We start from the raw sequence: 16,620 nt of genomic DNA on the forward strand, positions 1-16,620 counted from the left end.
TTTCTTGTTCTCGTTTACCTGCCCGTGGCCATCTTGAGTTGGCACTGATAAAACTACGGCCCCTTGGGCTTTGCTCATCTCGAGCTATACCAGCCAGATGCTGTAACTGACGCACCTAGCTGGCTATGACTACACCACCTTAATTTTACCGGTGACGGCACTATTAATCAGGGTGGTTTTGTATTCTTGATACTTAGTGATTTGCTCCATGAGGAGAACTATCGATTTATTTATTCCATCAACTTTAGATTGAATCGCAGAAAAAATAGCCTGCTGTTCTTCAATTGGAGGAATGAACAAATCAACTTGAGCAAAGTTATCAAAGTTCAAATCTTGTCCATCACGAATAAAACTAGCTGTCATCTGCAACGCATTTATATATGTTGGAAGTTTTAGCATGTAACTAAAAAAACCTGCATCAATTTCCTCTTTATTCACAGGGCGAAGTACAACATACGAGGAGCGAATACAACCCGATGCCCATGCCCGCTCTAATCCACCTTGAAAACTGCGCATACTAATCACGAAGTCATCTATTTCAACATGTTTTCTCTTTTCAAGGTGGAAAGAAATTTTAACAACTTTTCTACCAATCATTCCTTCATATTGCTCTTGAGGAATTACACCATAGGCTTGAGTTGCAGACAGTTGTACATCGCCAGCCCTTGCACGCTCCTTTCGCTGACAAAAAACAAACTTACTACGGCGAACCTCCCAATGAGCAGGAATCTTGCCAATCCAAGTAACGCCTGAGTCTGTCATCGGTACAGTGGGGTCGAGCCCCTGGGTGACGGCTTGCTGGATCAGGATCTGCTTGCGTTCGTTAAGCAGAACGATCTGCCGCGCCTTAATGGTAATAGCCTCGTCAATCTGGGTAGTTTTTTTATCAAGAAAACTAGCTATTACTTTTTGTTCAACGAACGAGGGCGATGCAAAGCGAAATTCAGCAATGAAATCCGTAGGTACCCGTTTTTGGCCTGCAGAGCCTGTCATCATTTTTTCGCCAAGGTCCATAAATACATGACTTTTGGACAAGTAGTATAGGAATGCAGGTTCGAAACTTTCATAGGCCCTTAGAACATGAAATTCTGTTGAGCCATATCCAAACTTAGTTGGCATGTTCTTAAGATAAGCTCCTTTCCCATTTTCAAAGCAAGGAGTTATTTTCGCAATAAGAACATCATTGACTTGGAAACTGGTAAATCCTTGTTTTACGCTACGAAGCGACCGTCGCAGGTCGTATTCCACGATACCATCAGTCCCAACCTTTTCCATTGGCAGGAAACAAATCTCATCATCTAGATGCAGTTTTGATATATTAGAAACAGGGTTGATCAGTGCTGCATTTTTTAATCGAATAACATGCCAGTGATCTGGAATATCCCCCATCCACTCCACCCCAGAGTCTTTATAGGTATCATATTGCGGCATAGCAGTTAGCATCATCTGTATCGTCTCCTGCTTATGCCTGGGGTTGGGGTGTTGTGAGACCCAGGATCTGAGCTATCAGTCCATCGGCCTGCTGTTCCAGCGCCAGGATCTCTTCGGCTACGGTCTCGAGTGAGCGCAACGGCTTATGGCGGTAGAAATACTTGTTAAAGCTCACCTCATAGCCAATCTTGACCGACTCCATATTGAGCCAGGCCTCTGCCACATGGGGTTGCACCTCGTCGATAAAGTACTGGTAGATGCTCTGGGTAAGCGGCACCGACTCGCTATCGCGTAGATCGCTGCTGCTCTCATAGGTGACGAACTCGCCTTTCTTGCCTGTGGAGTAGTAACCAAAATCGGGCAAGTCGGCCTCTTCGCAGCTGTAGAGATCCAGCAGTTCCCCCAGCTTGTCGGCACTGAGCTTCACCACCTTTTTCACCACCTTGGCGGCGGTCTCGTCATACCAGCTCACGGCATTGAACAGGGCATTTTTCTCTGTGACGGAGAGTTTGAGCTTATGAGCCTTGAGCGTTGCCTCGACCTGCGCCTTAAACAGGTTGAAGTCGTTAAACTCGGCTTCACCTATCTCCTGCATCAGGGTATGAGCCGTACCGAACAGGGTGCGGGCAGCGCACCAGAAATCGGTGCTCAGCAGCTTCTCTTTGGCCTTGGTGTTCAGGCTTATCTCGTTTTTCTCGCACCACTCGAGGATCTGCTTGCTGTGCCCGGTCAGGAACCCATCCTGATAGACTTGCTCACCATACTCGGCAAAGCAGTGTGCCATAACCTCGTTTAAGGATTTGTCAAAACGCAGGGCGTTGAGACGCTCACTACTGAACTGGGCCTTGCGACGATCAGGGCGCTCCACCGTCACCTTGTGGTAACCAAAGTCTTCGTTATTGAACACCTTGCTGGCGATGCCGATCGGATCGTCATTGCTATCCAGCTGGCGCTCTACATCGGCACAGGCGAGGTAGGTGTTGGTGATCTCCTCGATTTGTTCGGGAGAGAATTCGCAATTTTTGTCACCCAGGTTCTTGCGCAGTTTGCGATAGAGCAGGCTGGCATCAATAAGCTGCACCTTGCCTTGCCGATGGGCAGGCTTGTGGTTGTTGAGCAGCCAGATATAGGTGGTGATGCCGGTGTTATAGAACAGGTTGTTCGGTAGCTGGACAATGGCTTCGAGCATGTCATTTTCGATGAGATAGCGACGGATATTGCTCTCACCACTGCCCGCATCGCCGGTAAACAGGCTGGAGCCGTTGTGCACCGAGGCGATACGGCTACCCAGCGGGCTGGTCGATGGGGATTTCATCTTGTTGACCATCTCCATCAGGAACAGTAGCTGACCATCGCTGGAGCGCGGGGTGGCGTCACAGCCTTTGGGGTCAACCACACCCCAGTAATCGGCCAGTTTTACCTTGAAGCGGCTGTCGATCACGTCACTGCCATCTTTGATGTGCTTTTGCTCTGACGCCCAGCTTTTTCCGTAGGGCGGGTTGGAGAGCATAAAGTCAAAGCGCATATGGGAGAATTCATCGGTCGACAGGGTGGAGCCCACCTTGATGTTGGCCGGGTCATTGCCCCGGATCATCATGTCGGACTTACAAATCGCGTAAGTCTCGTCGTTGATCTCCTTGCCATAGAGGTGAATATCACGGCTGACACCGGTAGCCGGGTATTTCTCTTCGATAAAGCCTTGGGATTCGGTCAGCATGCCACCGCTACCACAGGCGGGGTCATAGATCGTCATGGTGAGCGGCAGTTGATCCTTGATGGGATCAAACACCAGGTGGGTCATCAGCTCGATCACCTCGCGCGGGGTAAAGTGTTCCCCGGCCTCTTCGTTGTTCTCTTCGTTGAATTTGCGGATCAGCTCTTCAAACACATACCCCATCCCGAGGTTGCTGAGGGCGGGCAGCTTGTTGCCTTCCGGGTCTTCAATATCGTTGGGGGTAAGGTTGATATAAGGGGAGACGAACTTCTCAATCACATCGAGCAGCACCTGCTTGTCAGCCATATGGCGGATCTGCGCCTTGAGGTTAAAGCAGTTGACGATCTCCTTGACGTTATCGCTGAAGCCATTGAGGTATTCATTGACGTTTGCCAGCAGGATCTGCTGGTTGTTGGTGGCGGCGTTCAACAGGGATTTGAGCGTCCACTTGGAGATGTTGTAGAAGACATAGCCAGAAGCTGCCTTGAGCGGCTCTTCGTCCAGCTCGACTGCGTTCATCTCCTGCTGCTGGAAGCGGACCTCTTCCAGGACTGCTTCCTTAGTGGGTTCGAGCAGGGTATCCAGGCGGCGCAATACCACCATCGGCAAGATCACATCACGGTATTTGCCACGGACGTAAACGTCGCGCAGGCAGTCGTCAGCGATGTTCCAGATAAAAGAGACGAGTTTGTTATGAACACTGTGATCCATGTTGTTTTCCTGTCTCCGGGTTACCCCGGAATGCAAAAAGTGTGGCCTGAGGAATTAACCGCATACGCATGGCTCTGGTGTCGCCGGATGATGGGAAGCGATAGCGGATGTCAGGTGGAGGAGTAGCGCCACCGTTTATCACGAGGTTCAAATGGATGTTTTTTCGTGATGGTTCGAGCGGGTTGGCACAGCCTCAAAATGGCCGCCAGTCTACCAGAATGGCTGACCGATTGCAGGCAAGCTGCTGTTTTAATTAACAGGAAAATGCGGGACAAGAACAAAGGGAAGGCCATGAATTGGCCTTCCCCAAGACCTACCCACTTATCACGGACGAATAGGCGCCAAAATGTTACCACAAGCGGATTTGTGGTCACGCCTTGCTGTCAGGATTGGCATCCATGCTCGTTGCAGGGTAAATGCAGATATACAGATATCCATGGCTGCCCAAGGTATCGGCTTCACAGGTAAAGCCGCCGTGCTGGATAGTGATGCAGTGCTGACGCTGGGCATCTAGCTCGCCGGTCAGTAGTTTGGCCTCCAGAGCTTTGATGATTTCCGGGAAAGCCAGGTCGAGCTTGGCTATCTGCGCCTCACTCCATTCACCTATCAGACTGGCCCGATCGGATAGAAAATCGAGCCGGTAGCGACTCTGTATCAGACGAGCGCCAAAGCGTGGAGAGGTATCACGCGGCAGACCCCAGCTGATGCTGGGGGGCGGCGTGAAAGCTGGGGCCTCAGGTTGCTGTGTGGCAGGACATGTGGGATGGGTTGTGGTCATGATTAGCGATACCTCAACTGGGTGTAGATGATAGTGCCAGGCACGTTGTGGCGCTGACGTAGTCTGGCCAGATGCGCTGGGAGGTCTGTCAGGTTTGCCAGTCGCCCCCGGTAGAGTCGGGCAAGATTGACGTAGTCAGGGTGACTCACGGTGATGGTCACCTGATGCCCCGGCAGCCAGCGGCCAAACAGGCGGGCTTTAGCCTCTTTGATGGTGGTGATGCCGGGGGCTGGTAACGTTTGTCGGTTGCGCAGATGCAGTTTGTTAAGCTCGGGGGCATAGCGATGCACCTCGAGCGCGGTGATAAGACGGGTCATGTTCGGTGATTCCAGTGATGCAAAGGGCCAGCCTGAGAGGGCTGGCCCTTTATGCTGTGTGTGGATGAGCAAGATTGTGGGACGTCAACGAGTGCAGTCTGCGGTCTCGTTGATAACCGGCTTGCAGTTGAGTCGGTCCAGCAGGTGCCGCGAGCCGTATTGGGCTACCAGCCGGTCTATGGCCATCTGGGCGCAGGCCGCTCTGCTGGGCTTATTCTCAGGCATGGCGTAACGTGCGGTCAGCCAGCCACCGAGCAGGGCTATGCGGTAGCCGCTCGGGATGTGGGTGAGCGAGGTGCCTATCCCCCTCCCATGAATAAGGAAAGGCACGGCCTGCCCACCGATGTCGATATCCATGCGCTGGCCCTTGAGCTCAAAGGTGGTGAGCTCGCCGGTCTGTGGATGCTTGCCCGGCACCTTGATGGTGATGTTCTTCGCCATCTCACACCTCCGGCTTGGCTTCAAAGTGGTGGGTCACCGTGCCCGCTTCCGGGTCGATGCTGATAAACGCCGGGGCTTGCGGGTGGTACTGATAGAGCCGCGCCAGTTCGGCACGAAACGCCTCGACGTTTGGCGCAATCACATGGCTGGTATCCCCTTCGGCGTAGGTAAAGGTCTCGAGCTTCTCGGTGAGAATCCAGATGCCAAAGTACCAGGCGTCTTCCTCGGTATCGTATTGCTGCCAGCCTTGGGCCAGTAGCGTGCGGTCGTAGTAGTAGCGGTCTGCCTGATGGCTCCCTCGGTCGATGCGGCAGCCGGTCACGGTGAGCTCAAGTGGGATACGCCGCACTTTGTGGGCTTTTTTGACCCGGCGCAGCAGCTTGAGGGCCTTGGCTCTGCTGCGGCCATTACCGAGCGGGTACTGCTGTCTGGCCCGCAATGCCAGGTGGGTCATTATCTTCGGTGCAGTGTTGTGGTTGAGCTTGCCAATAGCGGCGGTGAGTTGCCGAGCGGTCAGGGTCTTGTAGTCACGCAAGTCATGCATGGTTGGGTTCCTTAAAATGCAAACAGCCCCTCGGTGTGAGGTGCTGCATGGGGTCTTGTGTGTGCTGGTTGCCGTGGCTCAGGTGTGGCTACTCCAATCCGGCGCGTCGTTGCTGCCATGGTTGACGTAAGCTCCGACAATCACCCGTTGCCACTCGTCGACCGGTTGACCTGCTGCATTACAGACACAGCGAAAGCGGACGAAGTTAATCTCTCGTGGCAGGTGTTCACGCATATCACGAGGACTGACAAAGAGCGTGGTCTTGTGCAGTACCGGGTTGGGCGCTACCAGTGGGCCACCAATACGCCGTCCCTCCACATCGTGGGCATAGGCAAAGCCCGGCAGCATCAACTGCTGACTGATGAGCTTGGCAAGTCCTGGATGGGCACACATGGCCTCTGCCACGGCGGCCTGGCTAAAGCTGTCGTTAAATTCGATCATGGGTGTTTCTCCCTTTCAGCAGGTGAACGGTAGGCCGCTGCCAGCAGCGCAAACTGTTCGACCAGGTAACTGATGCTGATTCCCAGTTCATCACTGACCCCATCACCCAGACGATGATGCAGGTGTGCCATGTCATCGGCGATACGTTGAGCTATCTGGGCTGTACCGTCCGGTGGTGAAGTCGTCATGGTCAGGGTGATGGAGATATTCATCACATCTCTCCCCAAGGGGCTTGGTCCCACAGTGACAGCCGGGTCAGCACGTCTTGTGCGAGAGCCTGTTGCAACTGCTGTAGTACCTTTACAAGCCGAGGTGCCTGCTCAGGACTCCCGGTCCATTCGCTCGATTGGTACAGGGCGCAGCAGGTGAATTTGTACAGCGCCACCAGTTCGGCATCGGTGAGTGGTATCTGGTGGTAGCGGTGGGCAGGTTTAAGCGAACTCCGCTTAGTCGAGCAGTGCTGATGTGGTTCCTTGCGGTTCTGCTGACGCCCCAGCTGATAGCGATGCCAGACTGCCCGCCGGTTGGCGAGCATCATCAGCCGTACCAGTCGGTCTACCCGCCACGTCCAGGTACTGGTCGTGTCTGCTGGCGGCAGCCACCAGAGGGTGCGCAGTAGCTCCAAGGTGTAGTGCGGTGGCATCGGGGCATTGCAAAAACGGTGTAACTGTACGGCAAAGGCAAGGTAGTCCTTGCGATCGATCATGAAGGCAGACATGGAAATAGCTCCTTGAAATGCAAAAGGCCACCTTTGGTGAGGTGGCCTTGTGAGTGATGTCGGGATATCCGGATCATGGTGTTGGCGCTGATGATCCGGGTTTGGGGATGCTGGCGTTATTCGTGTGCCTGCTCTGCGTCTGGGTGAGCAACATCAAACAGGATGGTGTAGAGCGCACAATCAATGCCGTTGACGGCATCGTGATGCGGGTAATAGGGCGGTGTGTCTCGGGAGTGCTCGAAGTAGTCGCCAAAGCAACTGAGGCACTCGCGGATCTCGATGGTGGATCCCCGCTGCAAGGTCTCTTCAAACTGCATGGCATAACCCTCGTCGTCACGGGCCTTGGTGACCGCCTTCTCCAATAACGCCAGCGCCGCTTGGTTGCTGGCGGTTGTCAGGCCATGGCGTAGCTTCTCGAGCGTTTTCTCAAGGGAATAGGGATTGGGTAATCGCATGGTGCTCGCCCCTTCTTGGGTTGGCTAATTGGCGTAGCTGATGTAGCAGCGCATCGATAGCCTCGATACAGTCAGCCTAGGTGAGCAGGTAGCCGTTAGGCAGGTGAGCCACGATGGCGGGCTCTGCCTGCATCTCGATGTTGTTAGCAAGCCAGCAACGCAATTCGAGGAGGATATCGAGGGCGGTGAGGTGTGACTTACCTGGGGTTAGAGTCATAGCTGACCTCGCTCAGCCAGCGAGACCACGCCCTCAGCACCGACCACCAGGTGGTCGAGCAATCGGATATCCACCAGCGCCAAGGCCTCTTTGAGGGCTCGGGTAAAGACCCGGTCGGAGTGGCTGGGTTCTGGGTCACCACTGGGGTGATTATGGACCGCGATGATGGCCCCGCAATTGAGTAGCAAGGCCCGCTTGACCACTTCCCGTGGATAGATGTTTGCGCTATCGAGAGTGCCGCGAAACAGTTCTTCAAAGGCCAGGACACGATGCTGGGAGTCGAGGAACAGAGCCCCAAACACTTCGTGCTCCCGGTCTTGCAGTAATGTTTGCAGTCGCTCGGCGGCCTCTGTGGTACTGGTGATGGCGGTACCTTTGGCCAGCCGCTTACGAGCAATCTGATTGGCGATACGCAACAGGTCTTGCTCGGTCACGGGCTCGGTGACGACATAGGTGCCGGGGCATTCCCCGGCTTTCAGTTTGTGGTAACGCATGTGAGGTCTCCAAAAAGAAAGACCCCGGCAGCGCGAGGCATACCGGGGCTAAATGCAGAGAAGTTGTTGGTTCACTGTGAGAGTAGTTCAGTTGTCCGTGGTGGTGATGCCTGCCCTGGCTGTGGGTTCCCACTTCACCGGCATCAGCGATTCGGGTACCAGTACGTTGAGCGAGATAGCAAGCGCAATGCTCAGCCGTTCCGCCAGTTCATAGGCTGGACCAATGGCGGCGTAGTCTGCCACCCAGGTGGCCAGTGCCAGCCCACTGGCCTCTACCGCCCGCAGGTATACGCTGTAGCCCTGAACCGTCAATCCACTGTCCCGCACTACCTGCGTCTCTCCCTCTCGGTTGATGGCTTCCAGCTCAACGGCTATCGGTTGTTTGGGCATCGTGCGCCTCCTATTGGGGTAAGGAGTCACTATCGACGCGATAACCGTGATGAATGCAGGCACGCTGCAGGTCAGCCAGGAAACTTGCCAACACACGGGGTTGCTCGGTGAGAGAAACCGGTCCTGCTTGGCAGCGCCAGAAACAGCGACGCGTGGGGTCCACACAGATTTCATCTATCGGCTGGCTCATGGTGCGCCAGTCCTCGGCATTAGTGAGGGAGAACAGTTGCCACTGCACCCCAGACCAGCGCAGATGCAGCGTGACGGTACGGGCATGTGGGCGACCCGGAGTCAGGTGCAGCAACCAGCGCTCACCCTGGCGAGTAGGTATCAGCTTGGCCTTGGCGGCGACTAGCCCTAACCACTGGCGCAAGGTGTGGGAGAGCGGCAGTTCGTTAGTCATCACATATCTCCTAATCCCCACTGACTGTGACTGTGAAGTACGCCATCCGGCAGTAGGCAACAAAGTTGGTCTGCCACAGAGTGAATAACTCATGAGCCTCTGAGCGCTGGATAGGCCCCCATCCTTGCAAATAGTGTTCGTCATCCAGGAAGTTGAAATCGAGCTCCTTGCAAAGCTCGGCATCCTGACCCAGTCCCTGGTAGCTGAAGTCGGTGACATAATCGAACAGCCAGCCATCAAGACCGCGTATCAGGCGTATCTCGACGGGGTGAGCCCCTCCTTGCTCGGGGCTGTAGGTGGGACTGCGAAAGTTGAAGGTGAGTTGGGTCAGGCGCTCGAGGTTGAGGCCAATATTGGCGACCTCCTGATTGAGTAACGCGAGCAGCGCTTGGGCCACGGGCAGGGCAAAGCCGTCTCGGAAAAAGGGAATAGTCATAAGCGTTCCTTGTCATATCCAAAAAAGCGAGGGAGGCATTAGCCTCCCTCTGGGTGTGGTTGCAATGGTTGGTCTAAGTCATCGTCATGGTGTGCGAAAGGCCTGTGATGACTCTGGCGCCACGCAATTGTTATCCGGCGTGCCGATGGCTGGCAGAACCTCTGCAAGGTGGCTGGTGGGCAAATAGATGAGCTTGTTTGATGGCAGCAATAGCGCCACTGACGTCGCGTTGCGAAGTACCTCCCAGAACGAGTTGAACTCCCCTTGCCGGTAAGGGGCATCGTAGCGTTGCCCGTTCACCAGCAAGGCAAACTGACGCTTGCTGTCGCTGCCATCATCGCGCTCGTTCACCGTCGCCAGCATGGTGAGCGGCGCATCATCCCGACAGATGATGGTGAGCAGTGTGGTGCCAGCGAGGGTGACGGTGTAGTTCGCTTGTGAGCCTGGTCCTCAACTGCGAGACCAGCCATTTTCCTCTGCCCCTACACCACTGGTGGCGCTTGCCACCTGCAGCGCGATAACTCGGTTCATTGTGGTTACCTTTTAAAAATAACAGGGAGGCTGTTGCCTCCCTGGGTTGGGTTATTGGTCAAACGACAGAGTCTGCTCGCCACCGAGTGTGGTCACAGTGACCTCCAGGGGGTCGCAGTCCTCCGGCAGCAGAGAGAGCGTTACTTTGCCGCCAAAGCCCATTCGAAATGGCAGCTTGGCTTTCGGATCGATCGTGCAACTGCCCCGGTTGATCTTGAGGTCGGTGATCACCATCCGGTTACTGCGGCTGGTGATATCGAGCAGGTACTTGTTCCAAGTAGTCTTGCCGTAATAGGGATTACCGCGTTTTCTCAACTGTACATCGCCCTTCTTCAGCGGTTCGATGTTAGCCAGGTCTTCGTCGAGGACTGCGGCGTCATAGGTCTCTTGTGATTGGCAAGGAAAGCCTGGCGAGCCCAGCGCCGGTAACGTGTTTGCAATGTTCGCTGTTGGGAACGAAAATTTGCGGCTGCCTTTTTCGCGTTGATATACGCCTAGTTCTTTCGCATTTCTCAGTGCGGTCCAGAGTTCCTCAAAACTTTTCTGGTCTTGAAGAACCCGGTGGCCAATGAAGATCTTGCCATCCACTTCAAAAACGAAATCACTTTGATAGTCCTGAGAGCCGTATTTTCCGACACTCATGATGTCCACATTGATGGTGGCGGGTTTGTTAGGATGACACCGAATGGTGAATGAATCCGCCCGGTTATAGACACCATAGCTGTATCCCGTAGCAGCGTTACCAAACTGCTTCCAGCCTGGGGCATCAGCGGCTGACTCACTGAGGGCATGCGCTTGCTGAGTGGCTGCCAGCATTACTAGCAATAGCATGGATTTTTTCATGTTTATTTCCTTCTAAATTGTATTGATGTAATTCGACCCATTCGGTCCACACTCAACCAAAGCCAACCATAAAAGGCGATCCTCATCTTTTTGAGTCCTTCATGTCAACAGGTCTAGGTGTCAACTTTAAAAGTTGAATCTGGAGGTGTGATGGATATCAATCAGGACGTGTTAGCCAAAGCCGTGGGCAGAGCCATTGCTTATCAACGTCAACAACGGGGAATGACCCAAGAGGAAGTCGCTGAACGACTGCAGATTGGGATGGAGGCAGTATCTCGCATGGAGCGGGGGATTGTGGTGCCCACTATCGTGCGACTGGCTGAGTTAGCACAGATATTTGGATGTGAGCTGACGGACTTGCTCCGTGAAACCAGTTCGCGACCCCTTGAGCAAGCCGTCAGATTAGCTCACCAACTAGAGCAACTCACCGACGATGATCGTCAGTGGGTCACCGATACCATGACGGCACTTATGAGCCGGCTAATCCGTTAACCAGTTCCACAGCTTGTGGGCGCCGTAGGCTGCAGCTGCACCGACGGCCAACGGTGCCCATGCTGGCGCAGTGGACACCCCTACCAATGATGTCAGTGCCGCCGTGGTGGCACCACTTGCCACGGATGAGCTCAGGGAGGCGCCTGTTATCCCTGCGGTAGTCACGGAGGTCAGGTGCCCCAGTGAAGAGCGCGTGACTTGAGCCGCCAGTAACGTGGCTGCGACCTCCGTGACTTGAGCCGAGTGGTGCTGGTCTTTGATACACCACATCACGAAGTGCTCACAGTTGTTGAACAGCAGGTTATAACTGCGTTCGCCCAGACGGCTGTGCGCTCGATTGACACTGTGCTCCGGGCTCAGTCGCTGAGGATGGCTCCTGATAGTAAAGTCCTTCTCCTGGCAAAACGCCCCTAACGTAGACATGACAACCTGACACGAGTCATGACCAGAAAACGGGCCCTGGTAGTGGATCACCCAATCGTCACCGACGTAGATCCCGTGATGCTCATACCCGATGCGTGGGGAGATAAGGTGGTCGCCATAGTTCAATGCGGACATGTTGGTCTCTCCTACTGCAGCAGAGTGATGGCTTGCACCAAGGCACGGGATTTGAGTTGCGCCCCTTGGCCAAACCAGGCGGAATCCAGCCGATGATCCTGGCTGCGGGTACGGCGATGGTGATCGATATACTCGGTCACCGCATTGACCAATCCCCACGCGGTGTTATGCGAGCTGGCCAGCTCTGCCCCCATCCCAGCCCCTTGATAGAGCTCATGTAAACGCTGTACAGGCCGGGTGAGCACAATGCTCTCTTCATCCAAAGGCTGTGCCAGCAGGCCACTGAAAAAGCGCAGCGCCTCTTGAGGAGCCACAGAGCGTTGGCTGAGCGCTTTGGCATGCTGACCGAAATGGTCCCACTGGCTTACCCCCAGCCCCAGCGCTTGTTTCACGGCACTTGCATCAAACTGGGTTGAGTGCGGCACCTTGATGGCAGCGGACTGGTTACCGACTGCTACCTGCAGGGTGTTGTTGCAGACTACCCGCACCGAGGTGAACTGCGCCGTGGTGCAGAGCGTCCCGTCACAACTGGTCGCCAGCAGCAGATAGGACTTCACCAGATCTCCGCCTTTGAGCATCAGGTCCTGGCCTGTCTTGGCCAAGGCCCAAAGTTTGCGCCCACCTTTGAGTGAGCCTGCGGTCTCCAGCTCGAAACCACCCGCTTCTACCAGATCTTGATAGAAGTGCAGCACCTCATGGGGCTGTACCACGTTGTAGCGCTGTGAGACCACCGACAGGGGGGCCAGGGTATCGGAACGGTAGAGCACTTTGCTGTCTGGGTAGATATGAAGGATCGGATTGTCAGGCGAGCCCTGATACAGCACGTCGCTTTGCTCGATGGTCCAGTTCATCCCGGCGGCTTGCAGCCAGACATCAAGGGACTGTTGTGGGGGTAAGACATTGCCGAGACCATGCCAAGGGGTTTGGCCTGTGTAGGCCATGGAATCAATCAAATGAGCCATAGAGATCTCCAATGAAAAAGGGACTGCCGAAGCAGTCCCTGAGGTAGGTTCATGGAGATAACATATGTCTGAGATTTTATTCATCAAGATTCAATCTGTGGCCTACGCGACGAATTATGGCTTGAGTAAGTGATACCGGTGGCACTTATTACGATGGGATGTTAAACGCCTTCATTTATGGCTCTTACCGTATTTACATCGATGAGAAGACGTTCATGATTATTCCACCAGCAATAATAAGAACCATAGCCAATATTGCAGGGAAATCCGGTTTTTGCTTATACAGGATCATTGAACAGATAGTAACTCCGACGATGCCAAACCCACACCATAGCGAGTAGGCGACCCCCACCGGAATCGTACTCATTGCGCGTGTTAGTGCGAAATAACACAGGCTGTAGGCGCAAACCACTAATACCGACGGAGCTAGTTTTCTAAATCCATCTGTTTTTTTGATCATTGATGTGCCGGTAATTTCAGAGCCAATGGAAAGCGCCAGCCACAAAAAACCTAAATTAAACATATACAACTCCCTTTATATTAATTGGCATTTTTTCATTTAATGAATTTGTTAACTCAACTGAAGAGGTCTCGTTTTATTCGCTACCCATTTTTGAGAACAGATTCATTATAACAATGCCACTAGCAATAACTGCCATGCCGATAATAGCTGCCATATCTGGGTGCTGTCCGTAAAATGCCATACCCAAGGTAGACACAACCAAAATACCGGTGCCGGACCAAGTAGCATAAGCAAGTCCAACTGGGATATCTTTTACCGCTCGAGATAGCGAGTAGTAACAGGTGCAATACAGCAGCACGAGCAGACCGAGCAGCATCATCTTGGTATTACCTTCACTGCTGCCAAACATTTTCAAGGTCGACGTTGCTGAGGTTTCTGAAAGAATAACCAACAGCATCCATAACCAACATTTTGTTTTTGAAGACATAAGTTAAAACTCCAGGTTTGTTATTTAAGGTAAGATTTTTTCTTTTCTTTTCTGTTACTTTTCAAAAAGTCGATTGCTGCATCGGTCAGCTGCGCTTCGGGTGCACTAGCAAGCAGCGGATTCATCTCTACATCACTGACCGTGAGATAGCGCCGGGCGGTGCTCGTGGTGCTTGCCGGCACTGGAGCTGCTTCATCACCCGATGCCAGCGTCTCCAGCAGCTCATTTATGTTGCACAAAGTGACGCCAATCTCACTCAGGCGGGTCAGTGCAGCATGCATATGGCCGGCGTAAGCTGAATTTGGTTGCGCCCCCAGCAGCTGGTTCAGTTCGCTAGCCGGATCGCAGTGATAGCGCAGCGCGAACACCGGTAATCCAGTCAACAAGGCATCATGTAAACGCTGGGCAACGGGACTGCGGAGCGTGCCGCTTAGAAGGTCCATCGCCAGCGGATAGTCGAGAAATGGCAGCACCAGCGCGCGATACGGTATTTGCGGCAGGGCCTGTTGCCAGATGCTGGCCGGCACCGTCTCTCCCAGCGGTTGCCACAGCGCCCCATCCTCGATGTCTGCTGCCAGCGCAAGCTGCAGGGGCTGTCCACAGCCGGCCAGACGGTTTCGAATGGCCTGCCGATAGCCCTGGGCCGCGGTCACCATCACCAGCAGCGGTGGCTGCAGGCGCCTGAGCATCTGTTCGACCAGGCGTTCGATCTGTTCGTCGGTCATGGGGATCTCCGTTAGCCGAGCAGCCTGACCTGCGCGCCGTTTTTCAAGCCGGCGGCGTTGGCCTCTTCGGTATCGATGTGAAATTCCAGGGCGAAATCGTCGCGCACCCGCACCACCACCTCATCGAAGGTCAACTGGCGCTCGCCGTCGCTGCGCACCCTCACCTTCTGGCCGTTGGTCACGTTCAGCTGGCGAGCGTCTTGTGGCGAGAGGTGGATATGCCGCCATGCGCAGATCACCTGGGATCGCAACTCCACGTGGCCGGCGGGGCCGATGAGCAGGGCGCTGCCGGTATTTTCCAGCTGGCCTGACTCACGGACTGGCGCCTTGATGCCGAGGGTGAAGCAGTCGGCGCGGGAGATCTCCAGCTGTGAAACCGGCCGGGTCGGGCCGAGCACCCGCACCCGGGTCAGCGAGCCCTTGGGGCCGACCACGGTGACGCACTCCTCGGCGGCAAACTGGCCCGGCTGGTGCAGCGGTTTGAGCGGCGTCAGGGTGTAGCCCTTGCCGAACAGGGCCTCGACATCCTGTTGTGCCAGGTGAACGTGGCGATTCGAGATGCCGACCGGGATCGTCGGGCTGACCAGGCTCAGACGGGCTGCGATCTTTTGATGCAGCTGGGGATCGATCATGCTTTCTTCCCTTTTCTTGCCGCGGCGTGTCTGTCTTCCGCCAGATCCGGTGCGGGCTGTGTGGTCTGTGGGGTGGCAGGTTCGGCATCGGCACTGCTTTGCGGTGGCAGGGTCGGGGCTGCGCCCGTTGCGGGCGCCATCTCGGTCCTGGTGCTGGTCGGCACGCGCAGCGGGTAGCCCTTGAGGTTGCTGAGGGCCGCTACCGCGCTTGGCTCCGGACGGGCAATCACTAGTGAATGGACCTGCTGGTCGATGGTGGCAGCCACCGCGACGCCACGCTCGATGGCGTTGTGAATGGCGCTGATTTCGCCTTCAAAGCAGACACTCACTAACCCTGCCCCCACCTTGCGATAACCAATGCAGTTGACACTTGCAGATTTGCAAGCAGCGTCCACGGCCTGAATCGCGGCGACTAATCCTCGCGTTTCAATTACGCCTAAACTTTTCATTTTCGGCTCCTGTTAATGACGGACTAAGCGAATATCAAAATCAAATTGCTTAAAGAACGTCTCCAACCGGTCTAATTCATCCGGGGTGTAAGACGGGTCCTGAGTAATTGGGTAGGGCATATCCAGACGCTCATATTTTTTACGCCCCAGCTGGTGGTATGGCAGCATGTCGATACGAAGGATATTCCCCCGCTTCGCCAGCTTTTGTACGTACTCGATTGCGCCAGTGATGGCATCCCACGAATCGTTATAGCCGCGGATCAGCGGCATCCGGATAATCACCTTGGCACCGTAATCAACCAACCATTCCAGATTGCGACGAATACCTTCATTACCGATGCCCAGCATCGCTTTATGGTATTCGCTGTTGATCTGCTTGATGTCGAATAAAAAAGTATCAGTGACGGAGGCTAGCTTTTGATAATTTTCCAGGGTAGTGGTGCCTTGAGTTTCAATGGCCGTATTAATCATCATCTTTTTGCATTCGCCAAATAAGGCGACGGCAAAATCCGTTTGCAGACTCATTTCACCGCCACCGATGGTGACACCACCGCCAGAGGAAATGTAAAAGTCATAGTCCTGCATGATGATCTCCATCAGCTCGCTGACAGTGACATCTTTACCCATTATATCCAGTGCATTCTGCGTGCAGATCTCTTCGCATTTTCGACAACCGACACAATCTTTATTTCGGTCAACAAAATGTTTAATGGCCCCATTTTCTTCGGCCCGGTAATGAACCCCGGCCGGGCAAACGTTAACGCAATCACCGCAGTTAATACACTTATCGTGCGAGAACATCACCTGAAATTGACTATTAAGTCCTTCAGGATTCGCGCACCAGGGGCAGCGAAGATTACAGCCCTTAAAGAAAATCAGCGTGCGAATGCCATCTCCATCATATATGGAGTATTTCTGGATATTGAATATACGCCCGGTCAATTCAGTATTTTCAATCACGCTTGCCTCCATCTCCGGATATGGCAGG

Annotated in this window: 26 protein-coding genes; 1 reads left to right on the forward strand and 25 read right to left on the reverse strand. The window is 54.2% G+C overall.

The genetic code is table 11. The features are described 5' to 3' along the window. Positions 1 to 129 precede the first annotated feature (129 nt). From GWQ27_RS02895 to GWQ27_RS02975, 17 genes are all read right to left on the reverse strand, one after another. On the reverse strand, positions 130 to 1,446 hold the full coding sequence (locus GWQ27_RS02895; RefSeq protein ID WP_275906615.1) for a restriction endonuclease subunit S: 1,317 nt from the start codon (positions 1,444 to 1,446) through the stop codon (positions 130 to 132). 16 nt (positions 1,447 to 1,462) lie between these two features. Further along, positions 1,463 to 3,856, reverse strand: coding sequence for a class I SAM-dependent DNA methyltransferase (locus GWQ27_RS02900; protein ID WP_275906616.1), 2,394 nt, complete (start codon positions 3,854 to 3,856; stop codon positions 1,463 to 1,465). Positions 3,857 to 4,226: 370 nt separating this feature from the next. Beyond that, complete coding sequence (locus GWQ27_RS02905; RefSeq protein WP_275906617.1) at positions 4,227 to 4,634, reverse strand: type IV toxin-antitoxin system YeeU family antitoxin; 408 nt, start codon at positions 4,632 to 4,634, stop codon at positions 4,227 to 4,229. 2 nt (positions 4,635 to 4,636) lie between these two features. Then, positions 4,637 to 4,951 (reverse strand): hypothetical protein, encoded by a 315-nt coding sequence (locus tag GWQ27_RS02910; protein WP_275906618.1) that lies wholly within the window; start codon positions 4,949 to 4,951, stop codon positions 4,637 to 4,639. 84 nt (positions 4,952 to 5,035) lie between these two features. Continuing rightward, positions 5,036 to 5,392, reverse strand: a complete 357-nt coding sequence (locus GWQ27_RS02915) for a hypothetical protein (RefSeq protein ID WP_275906619.1) — start codon at positions 5,390 to 5,392, stop codon at positions 5,036 to 5,038. A gap of 1 nt (position 5,393) precedes the next feature. Beyond that, positions 5,394 to 5,936: a hypothetical protein gene (locus GWQ27_RS02920; RefSeq protein WP_275906620.1), complete on the reverse strand. Its 543-nt coding sequence runs from the start codon at positions 5,934 to 5,936 to the stop codon at positions 5,394 to 5,396. Between the two features lie 78 nt (positions 5,937 to 6,014). Continuing rightward, on the reverse strand, positions 6,015 to 6,377 hold the full coding sequence (locus GWQ27_RS02925) for a hypothetical protein (RefSeq protein ID WP_275906621.1): 363 nt from the start codon (positions 6,375 to 6,377) through the stop codon (positions 6,015 to 6,017). After that, a complete protein-coding gene (locus GWQ27_RS02930) occupies positions 6,374 to 6,589 on the reverse strand; it encodes a hypothetical protein (RefSeq protein WP_275906622.1) in 216 nt (71 codons plus the stop codon). The genes GWQ27_RS02925 and GWQ27_RS02930 overlap by 4 nt, the downstream gene beginning before the upstream one ends. Further along, positions 6,589 to 7,095: a hypothetical protein gene (locus GWQ27_RS02935; RefSeq protein WP_275906623.1), complete on the reverse strand. Its 507-nt coding sequence runs from the start codon at positions 7,093 to 7,095 to the stop codon at positions 6,589 to 6,591. The genes GWQ27_RS02930 and GWQ27_RS02935 overlap by 1 nt, the downstream gene beginning before the upstream one ends. A gap of 116 nt (positions 7,096 to 7,211) precedes the next feature. After that, positions 7,212 to 7,550 carry a hypothetical protein gene (locus tag GWQ27_RS02940; RefSeq protein WP_275906624.1) on the reverse strand — a complete coding sequence of 113 codons (339 nt, stop codon included), beginning with the start codon at positions 7,548 to 7,550 and terminating at the stop codon, positions 7,212 to 7,214. A 76-nt stretch (positions 7,551 to 7,626) separates the two neighbouring features. Beyond that, positions 7,627 to 7,767: a hypothetical protein gene (locus GWQ27_RS02945; protein WP_275906625.1), complete on the reverse strand. Its 141-nt coding sequence runs from the start codon at positions 7,765 to 7,767 to the stop codon at positions 7,627 to 7,629. Continuing rightward, positions 7,764 to 8,261 (reverse strand): DNA repair protein RadC, encoded by a 498-nt coding sequence (gene radC, locus GWQ27_RS02950; RefSeq protein ID WP_275906626.1) that lies wholly within the window; start codon positions 8,259 to 8,261, stop codon positions 7,764 to 7,766. Before radC ends, GWQ27_RS02945 begins: the two co-directional genes overlap by 4 nt. A gap of 87 nt (positions 8,262 to 8,348) precedes the next feature. Beyond that, positions 8,349 to 8,651 carry a hypothetical protein gene (locus tag GWQ27_RS02955; RefSeq protein WP_275906627.1) on the reverse strand — a complete coding sequence of 101 codons (303 nt, stop codon included), beginning with the start codon at positions 8,649 to 8,651 and terminating at the stop codon, positions 8,349 to 8,351. 10 nt (positions 8,652 to 8,661) lie between these two features. After that, complete coding sequence (locus tag GWQ27_RS02960) at positions 8,662 to 9,054, reverse strand: hypothetical protein (RefSeq protein WP_275906628.1); 393 nt, start codon at positions 9,052 to 9,054, stop codon at positions 8,662 to 8,664. Between the two features lie 10 nt (positions 9,055 to 9,064). Then, complete coding sequence (locus GWQ27_RS02965; protein ID WP_263685710.1) at positions 9,065 to 9,490, reverse strand: DUF2787 domain-containing protein; 426 nt, start codon at positions 9,488 to 9,490, stop codon at positions 9,065 to 9,067. A gap of 84 nt (positions 9,491 to 9,574) precedes the next feature. Next, positions 9,575 to 9,853: a hypothetical protein gene (locus GWQ27_RS02970; RefSeq protein ID WP_275906629.1), complete on the reverse strand. Its 279-nt coding sequence runs from the start codon at positions 9,851 to 9,853 to the stop codon at positions 9,575 to 9,577. 219 nt (positions 9,854 to 10,072) lie between these two features. Then, positions 10,073 to 10,864, reverse strand: a complete 792-nt coding sequence (locus GWQ27_RS02975) for a hypothetical protein (protein WP_275906630.1) — start codon at positions 10,862 to 10,864, stop codon at positions 10,073 to 10,075. A gap of 147 nt (positions 10,865 to 11,011) precedes the next feature. Here GWQ27_RS02975 and GWQ27_RS02980 point away from each other — a divergent pair, with 147 nt between their 5' ends. After that, positions 11,012 to 11,356, forward strand: coding sequence for a helix-turn-helix transcriptional regulator (locus tag GWQ27_RS02980; protein ID WP_275906631.1), 345 nt, complete (start codon positions 11,012 to 11,014; stop codon positions 11,354 to 11,356). Here the strand turns inward: GWQ27_RS02980 and GWQ27_RS02985 are convergent. The 8 genes from GWQ27_RS02985 to cutD all read right to left on the reverse strand — a co-directional run bounded on the left by GWQ27_RS02985 (position 11,345) and on the right by cutD (position 16,592). Beyond that, on the reverse strand, positions 11,345 to 11,914 hold the full coding sequence (locus tag GWQ27_RS02985) for a lecithin retinol acyltransferase family protein (RefSeq protein WP_275906632.1): 570 nt from the start codon (positions 11,912 to 11,914) through the stop codon (positions 11,345 to 11,347). The genes GWQ27_RS02980 and GWQ27_RS02985 overlap by 12 nt on opposite strands. Positions 11,915 to 11,925: 11 nt before the next feature. After that, positions 11,926 to 12,876 (reverse strand): DUF932 domain-containing protein, encoded by a 951-nt coding sequence (locus GWQ27_RS02990; RefSeq protein WP_275906633.1) that lies wholly within the window; start codon positions 12,874 to 12,876, stop codon positions 11,926 to 11,928. A 193-nt stretch (positions 12,877 to 13,069) separates the two neighbouring features. Next, complete coding sequence (locus GWQ27_RS02995; RefSeq protein ID WP_275906634.1) at positions 13,070 to 13,399, reverse strand: multidrug efflux SMR transporter; 330 nt, start codon at positions 13,397 to 13,399, stop codon at positions 13,070 to 13,072. A gap of 73 nt (positions 13,400 to 13,472) precedes the next feature. Then, a complete protein-coding gene (locus tag GWQ27_RS03000; protein ID WP_265434805.1) occupies positions 13,473 to 13,826 on the reverse strand; it encodes a multidrug efflux SMR transporter in 354 nt (117 codons plus the stop codon). A gap of 20 nt (positions 13,827 to 13,846) precedes the next feature. Continuing rightward, positions 13,847 to 14,551: a hypothetical protein gene (locus GWQ27_RS03005; protein WP_265434804.1), complete on the reverse strand. Its 705-nt coding sequence runs from the start codon at positions 14,549 to 14,551 to the stop codon at positions 13,847 to 13,849. Positions 14,552 to 14,562: 11 nt separating this feature from the next. Further along, entirely contained in the window at positions 14,563 to 15,183 is a 621-nt protein-coding gene (locus GWQ27_RS03010) for a phosphate propanoyltransferase (RefSeq protein ID WP_265434803.1), read from the reverse strand. Then, a complete protein-coding gene (locus GWQ27_RS03015; RefSeq protein WP_275906635.1) occupies positions 15,180 to 15,632 on the reverse strand; it encodes a BMC domain-containing protein in 453 nt (150 codons plus the stop codon). The genes GWQ27_RS03010 and GWQ27_RS03015 overlap by 4 nt, the downstream gene beginning before the upstream one ends. Positions 15,633 to 15,644: 12 nt before the next feature. Then, positions 15,645 to 16,592, reverse strand: a complete 948-nt coding sequence (gene cutD, locus GWQ27_RS03020) for a choline TMA-lyase-activating enzyme (RefSeq protein ID WP_275906636.1) — start codon at positions 16,590 to 16,592, stop codon at positions 15,645 to 15,647. Between the last annotated feature and the right edge of the window lie 28 nt (positions 16,593 to 16,620).

It is taken from the genome of Aeromonas sp. 5HA1, assembly GCF_029237245.1.
In the GTDB taxonomy this organism is placed as follows: domain Bacteria; phylum Pseudomonadota; class Gammaproteobacteria; order Enterobacterales; family Aeromonadaceae; genus Aeromonas; species Aeromonas salmonicida.

Coding starts and splice junctions, on each gene's coding strand:
- GWQ27_RS02895 (WP_275906615.1), bottom strand. CDS start 1,446: ATGATGCTAACTGCTATGCCGCAATATGATACCTATAAAGACTCTGGG.
- GWQ27_RS02900 (WP_275906616.1), bottom strand. CDS start 3,856: ATGGATCACAGTGTTCATAACAAACTCGTCTCTTTTATCTGGAACATC.
- GWQ27_RS02905 (WP_275906617.1), bottom strand. CDS start 4,634: ATGACCACAACCCATCCCACATGTCCTGCCACACAGCAACCTGAGGCC.
- GWQ27_RS02910 (WP_275906618.1), bottom strand. CDS start 4,951: ATGACCCGTCTTATCACCGCGCTCGAGGTGCATCGCTATGCCCCCGAG.
- GWQ27_RS02915 (WP_275906619.1), bottom strand. CDS start 5,392: ATGGCGAAGAACATCACCATCAAGGTGCCGGGCAAGCATCCACAGACC.
- GWQ27_RS02920 (WP_275906620.1), bottom strand. CDS start 5,936: ATGCATGACTTGCGTGACTACAAGACCCTGACCGCTCGGCAACTCACC.
- GWQ27_RS02925 (WP_275906621.1), bottom strand. CDS start 6,377: ATGATCGAATTTAACGACAGCTTTAGCCAGGCCGCCGTGGCAGAGGCC.
- GWQ27_RS02930 (WP_275906622.1), bottom strand. CDS start 6,589: ATGAATATCTCCATCACCCTGACCATGACGACTTCACCACCGGACGGT.
- GWQ27_RS02935 (WP_275906623.1), bottom strand. CDS start 7,095: ATGTCTGCCTTCATGATCGATCGCAAGGACTACCTTGCCTTTGCCGTA.
- GWQ27_RS02940 (WP_275906624.1), bottom strand. CDS start 7,550: ATGCGATTACCCAATCCCTATTCCCTTGAGAAAACGCTCGAGAAGCTA.
- GWQ27_RS02945 (WP_275906625.1), bottom strand. CDS start 7,767: ATGACTCTAACCCCAGGTAAGTCACACCTCACCGCCCTCGATATCCTC.
- radC (WP_275906626.1), bottom strand. CDS start 8,261: ATGCGTTACCACAAACTGAAAGCCGGGGAATGCCCCGGCACCTATGTC.
- GWQ27_RS02955 (WP_275906627.1), bottom strand. CDS start 8,651: ATGCCCAAACAACCGATAGCCGTTGAGCTGGAAGCCATCAACCGAGAG.
- GWQ27_RS02960 (WP_275906628.1), bottom strand. CDS start 9,054: ATGACTAACGAACTGCCGCTCTCCCACACCTTGCGCCAGTGGTTAGGG.
- GWQ27_RS02965 (WP_263685710.1), bottom strand. CDS start 9,490: ATGACTATTCCCTTTTTCCGAGACGGCTTTGCCCTGCCCGTGGCCCAA.
- GWQ27_RS02970 (WP_275906629.1), bottom strand. CDS start 9,853: ATGCTGGCGACGGTGAACGAGCGCGATGATGGCAGCGACAGCAAGCGT.
- GWQ27_RS02975 (WP_275906630.1), bottom strand. CDS start 10,864: ATGAAAAAATCCATGCTATTGCTAGTAATGCTGGCAGCCACTCAGCAA.
- GWQ27_RS02985 (WP_275906632.1), bottom strand. CDS start 11,914: ATGTCCGCATTGAACTATGGCGACCACCTTATCTCCCCACGCATCGGG.
- GWQ27_RS02990 (WP_275906633.1), bottom strand. CDS start 12,876: ATGGCTCATTTGATTGATTCCATGGCCTACACAGGCCAAACCCCTTGG.
- GWQ27_RS02995 (WP_275906634.1), bottom strand. CDS start 13,399: ATGTTTAATTTAGGTTTTTTGTGGCTGGCGCTTTCCATTGGCTCTGAA.
- GWQ27_RS03000 (WP_265434805.1), bottom strand. CDS start 13,826: ATGTCTTCAAAAACAAAATGTTGGTTATGGATGCTGTTGGTTATTCTT.
- GWQ27_RS03005 (WP_265434804.1), bottom strand. CDS start 14,551: ATGACCGACGAACAGATCGAACGCCTGGTCGAACAGATGCTCAGGCGC.
- GWQ27_RS03010 (WP_265434803.1), bottom strand. CDS start 15,183: ATGATCGATCCCCAGCTGCATCAAAAGATCGCAGCCCGTCTGAGCCTG.
- GWQ27_RS03015 (WP_275906635.1), bottom strand. CDS start 15,632: ATGAAAAGTTTAGGCGTAATTGAAACGCGAGGATTAGTCGCCGCGATT.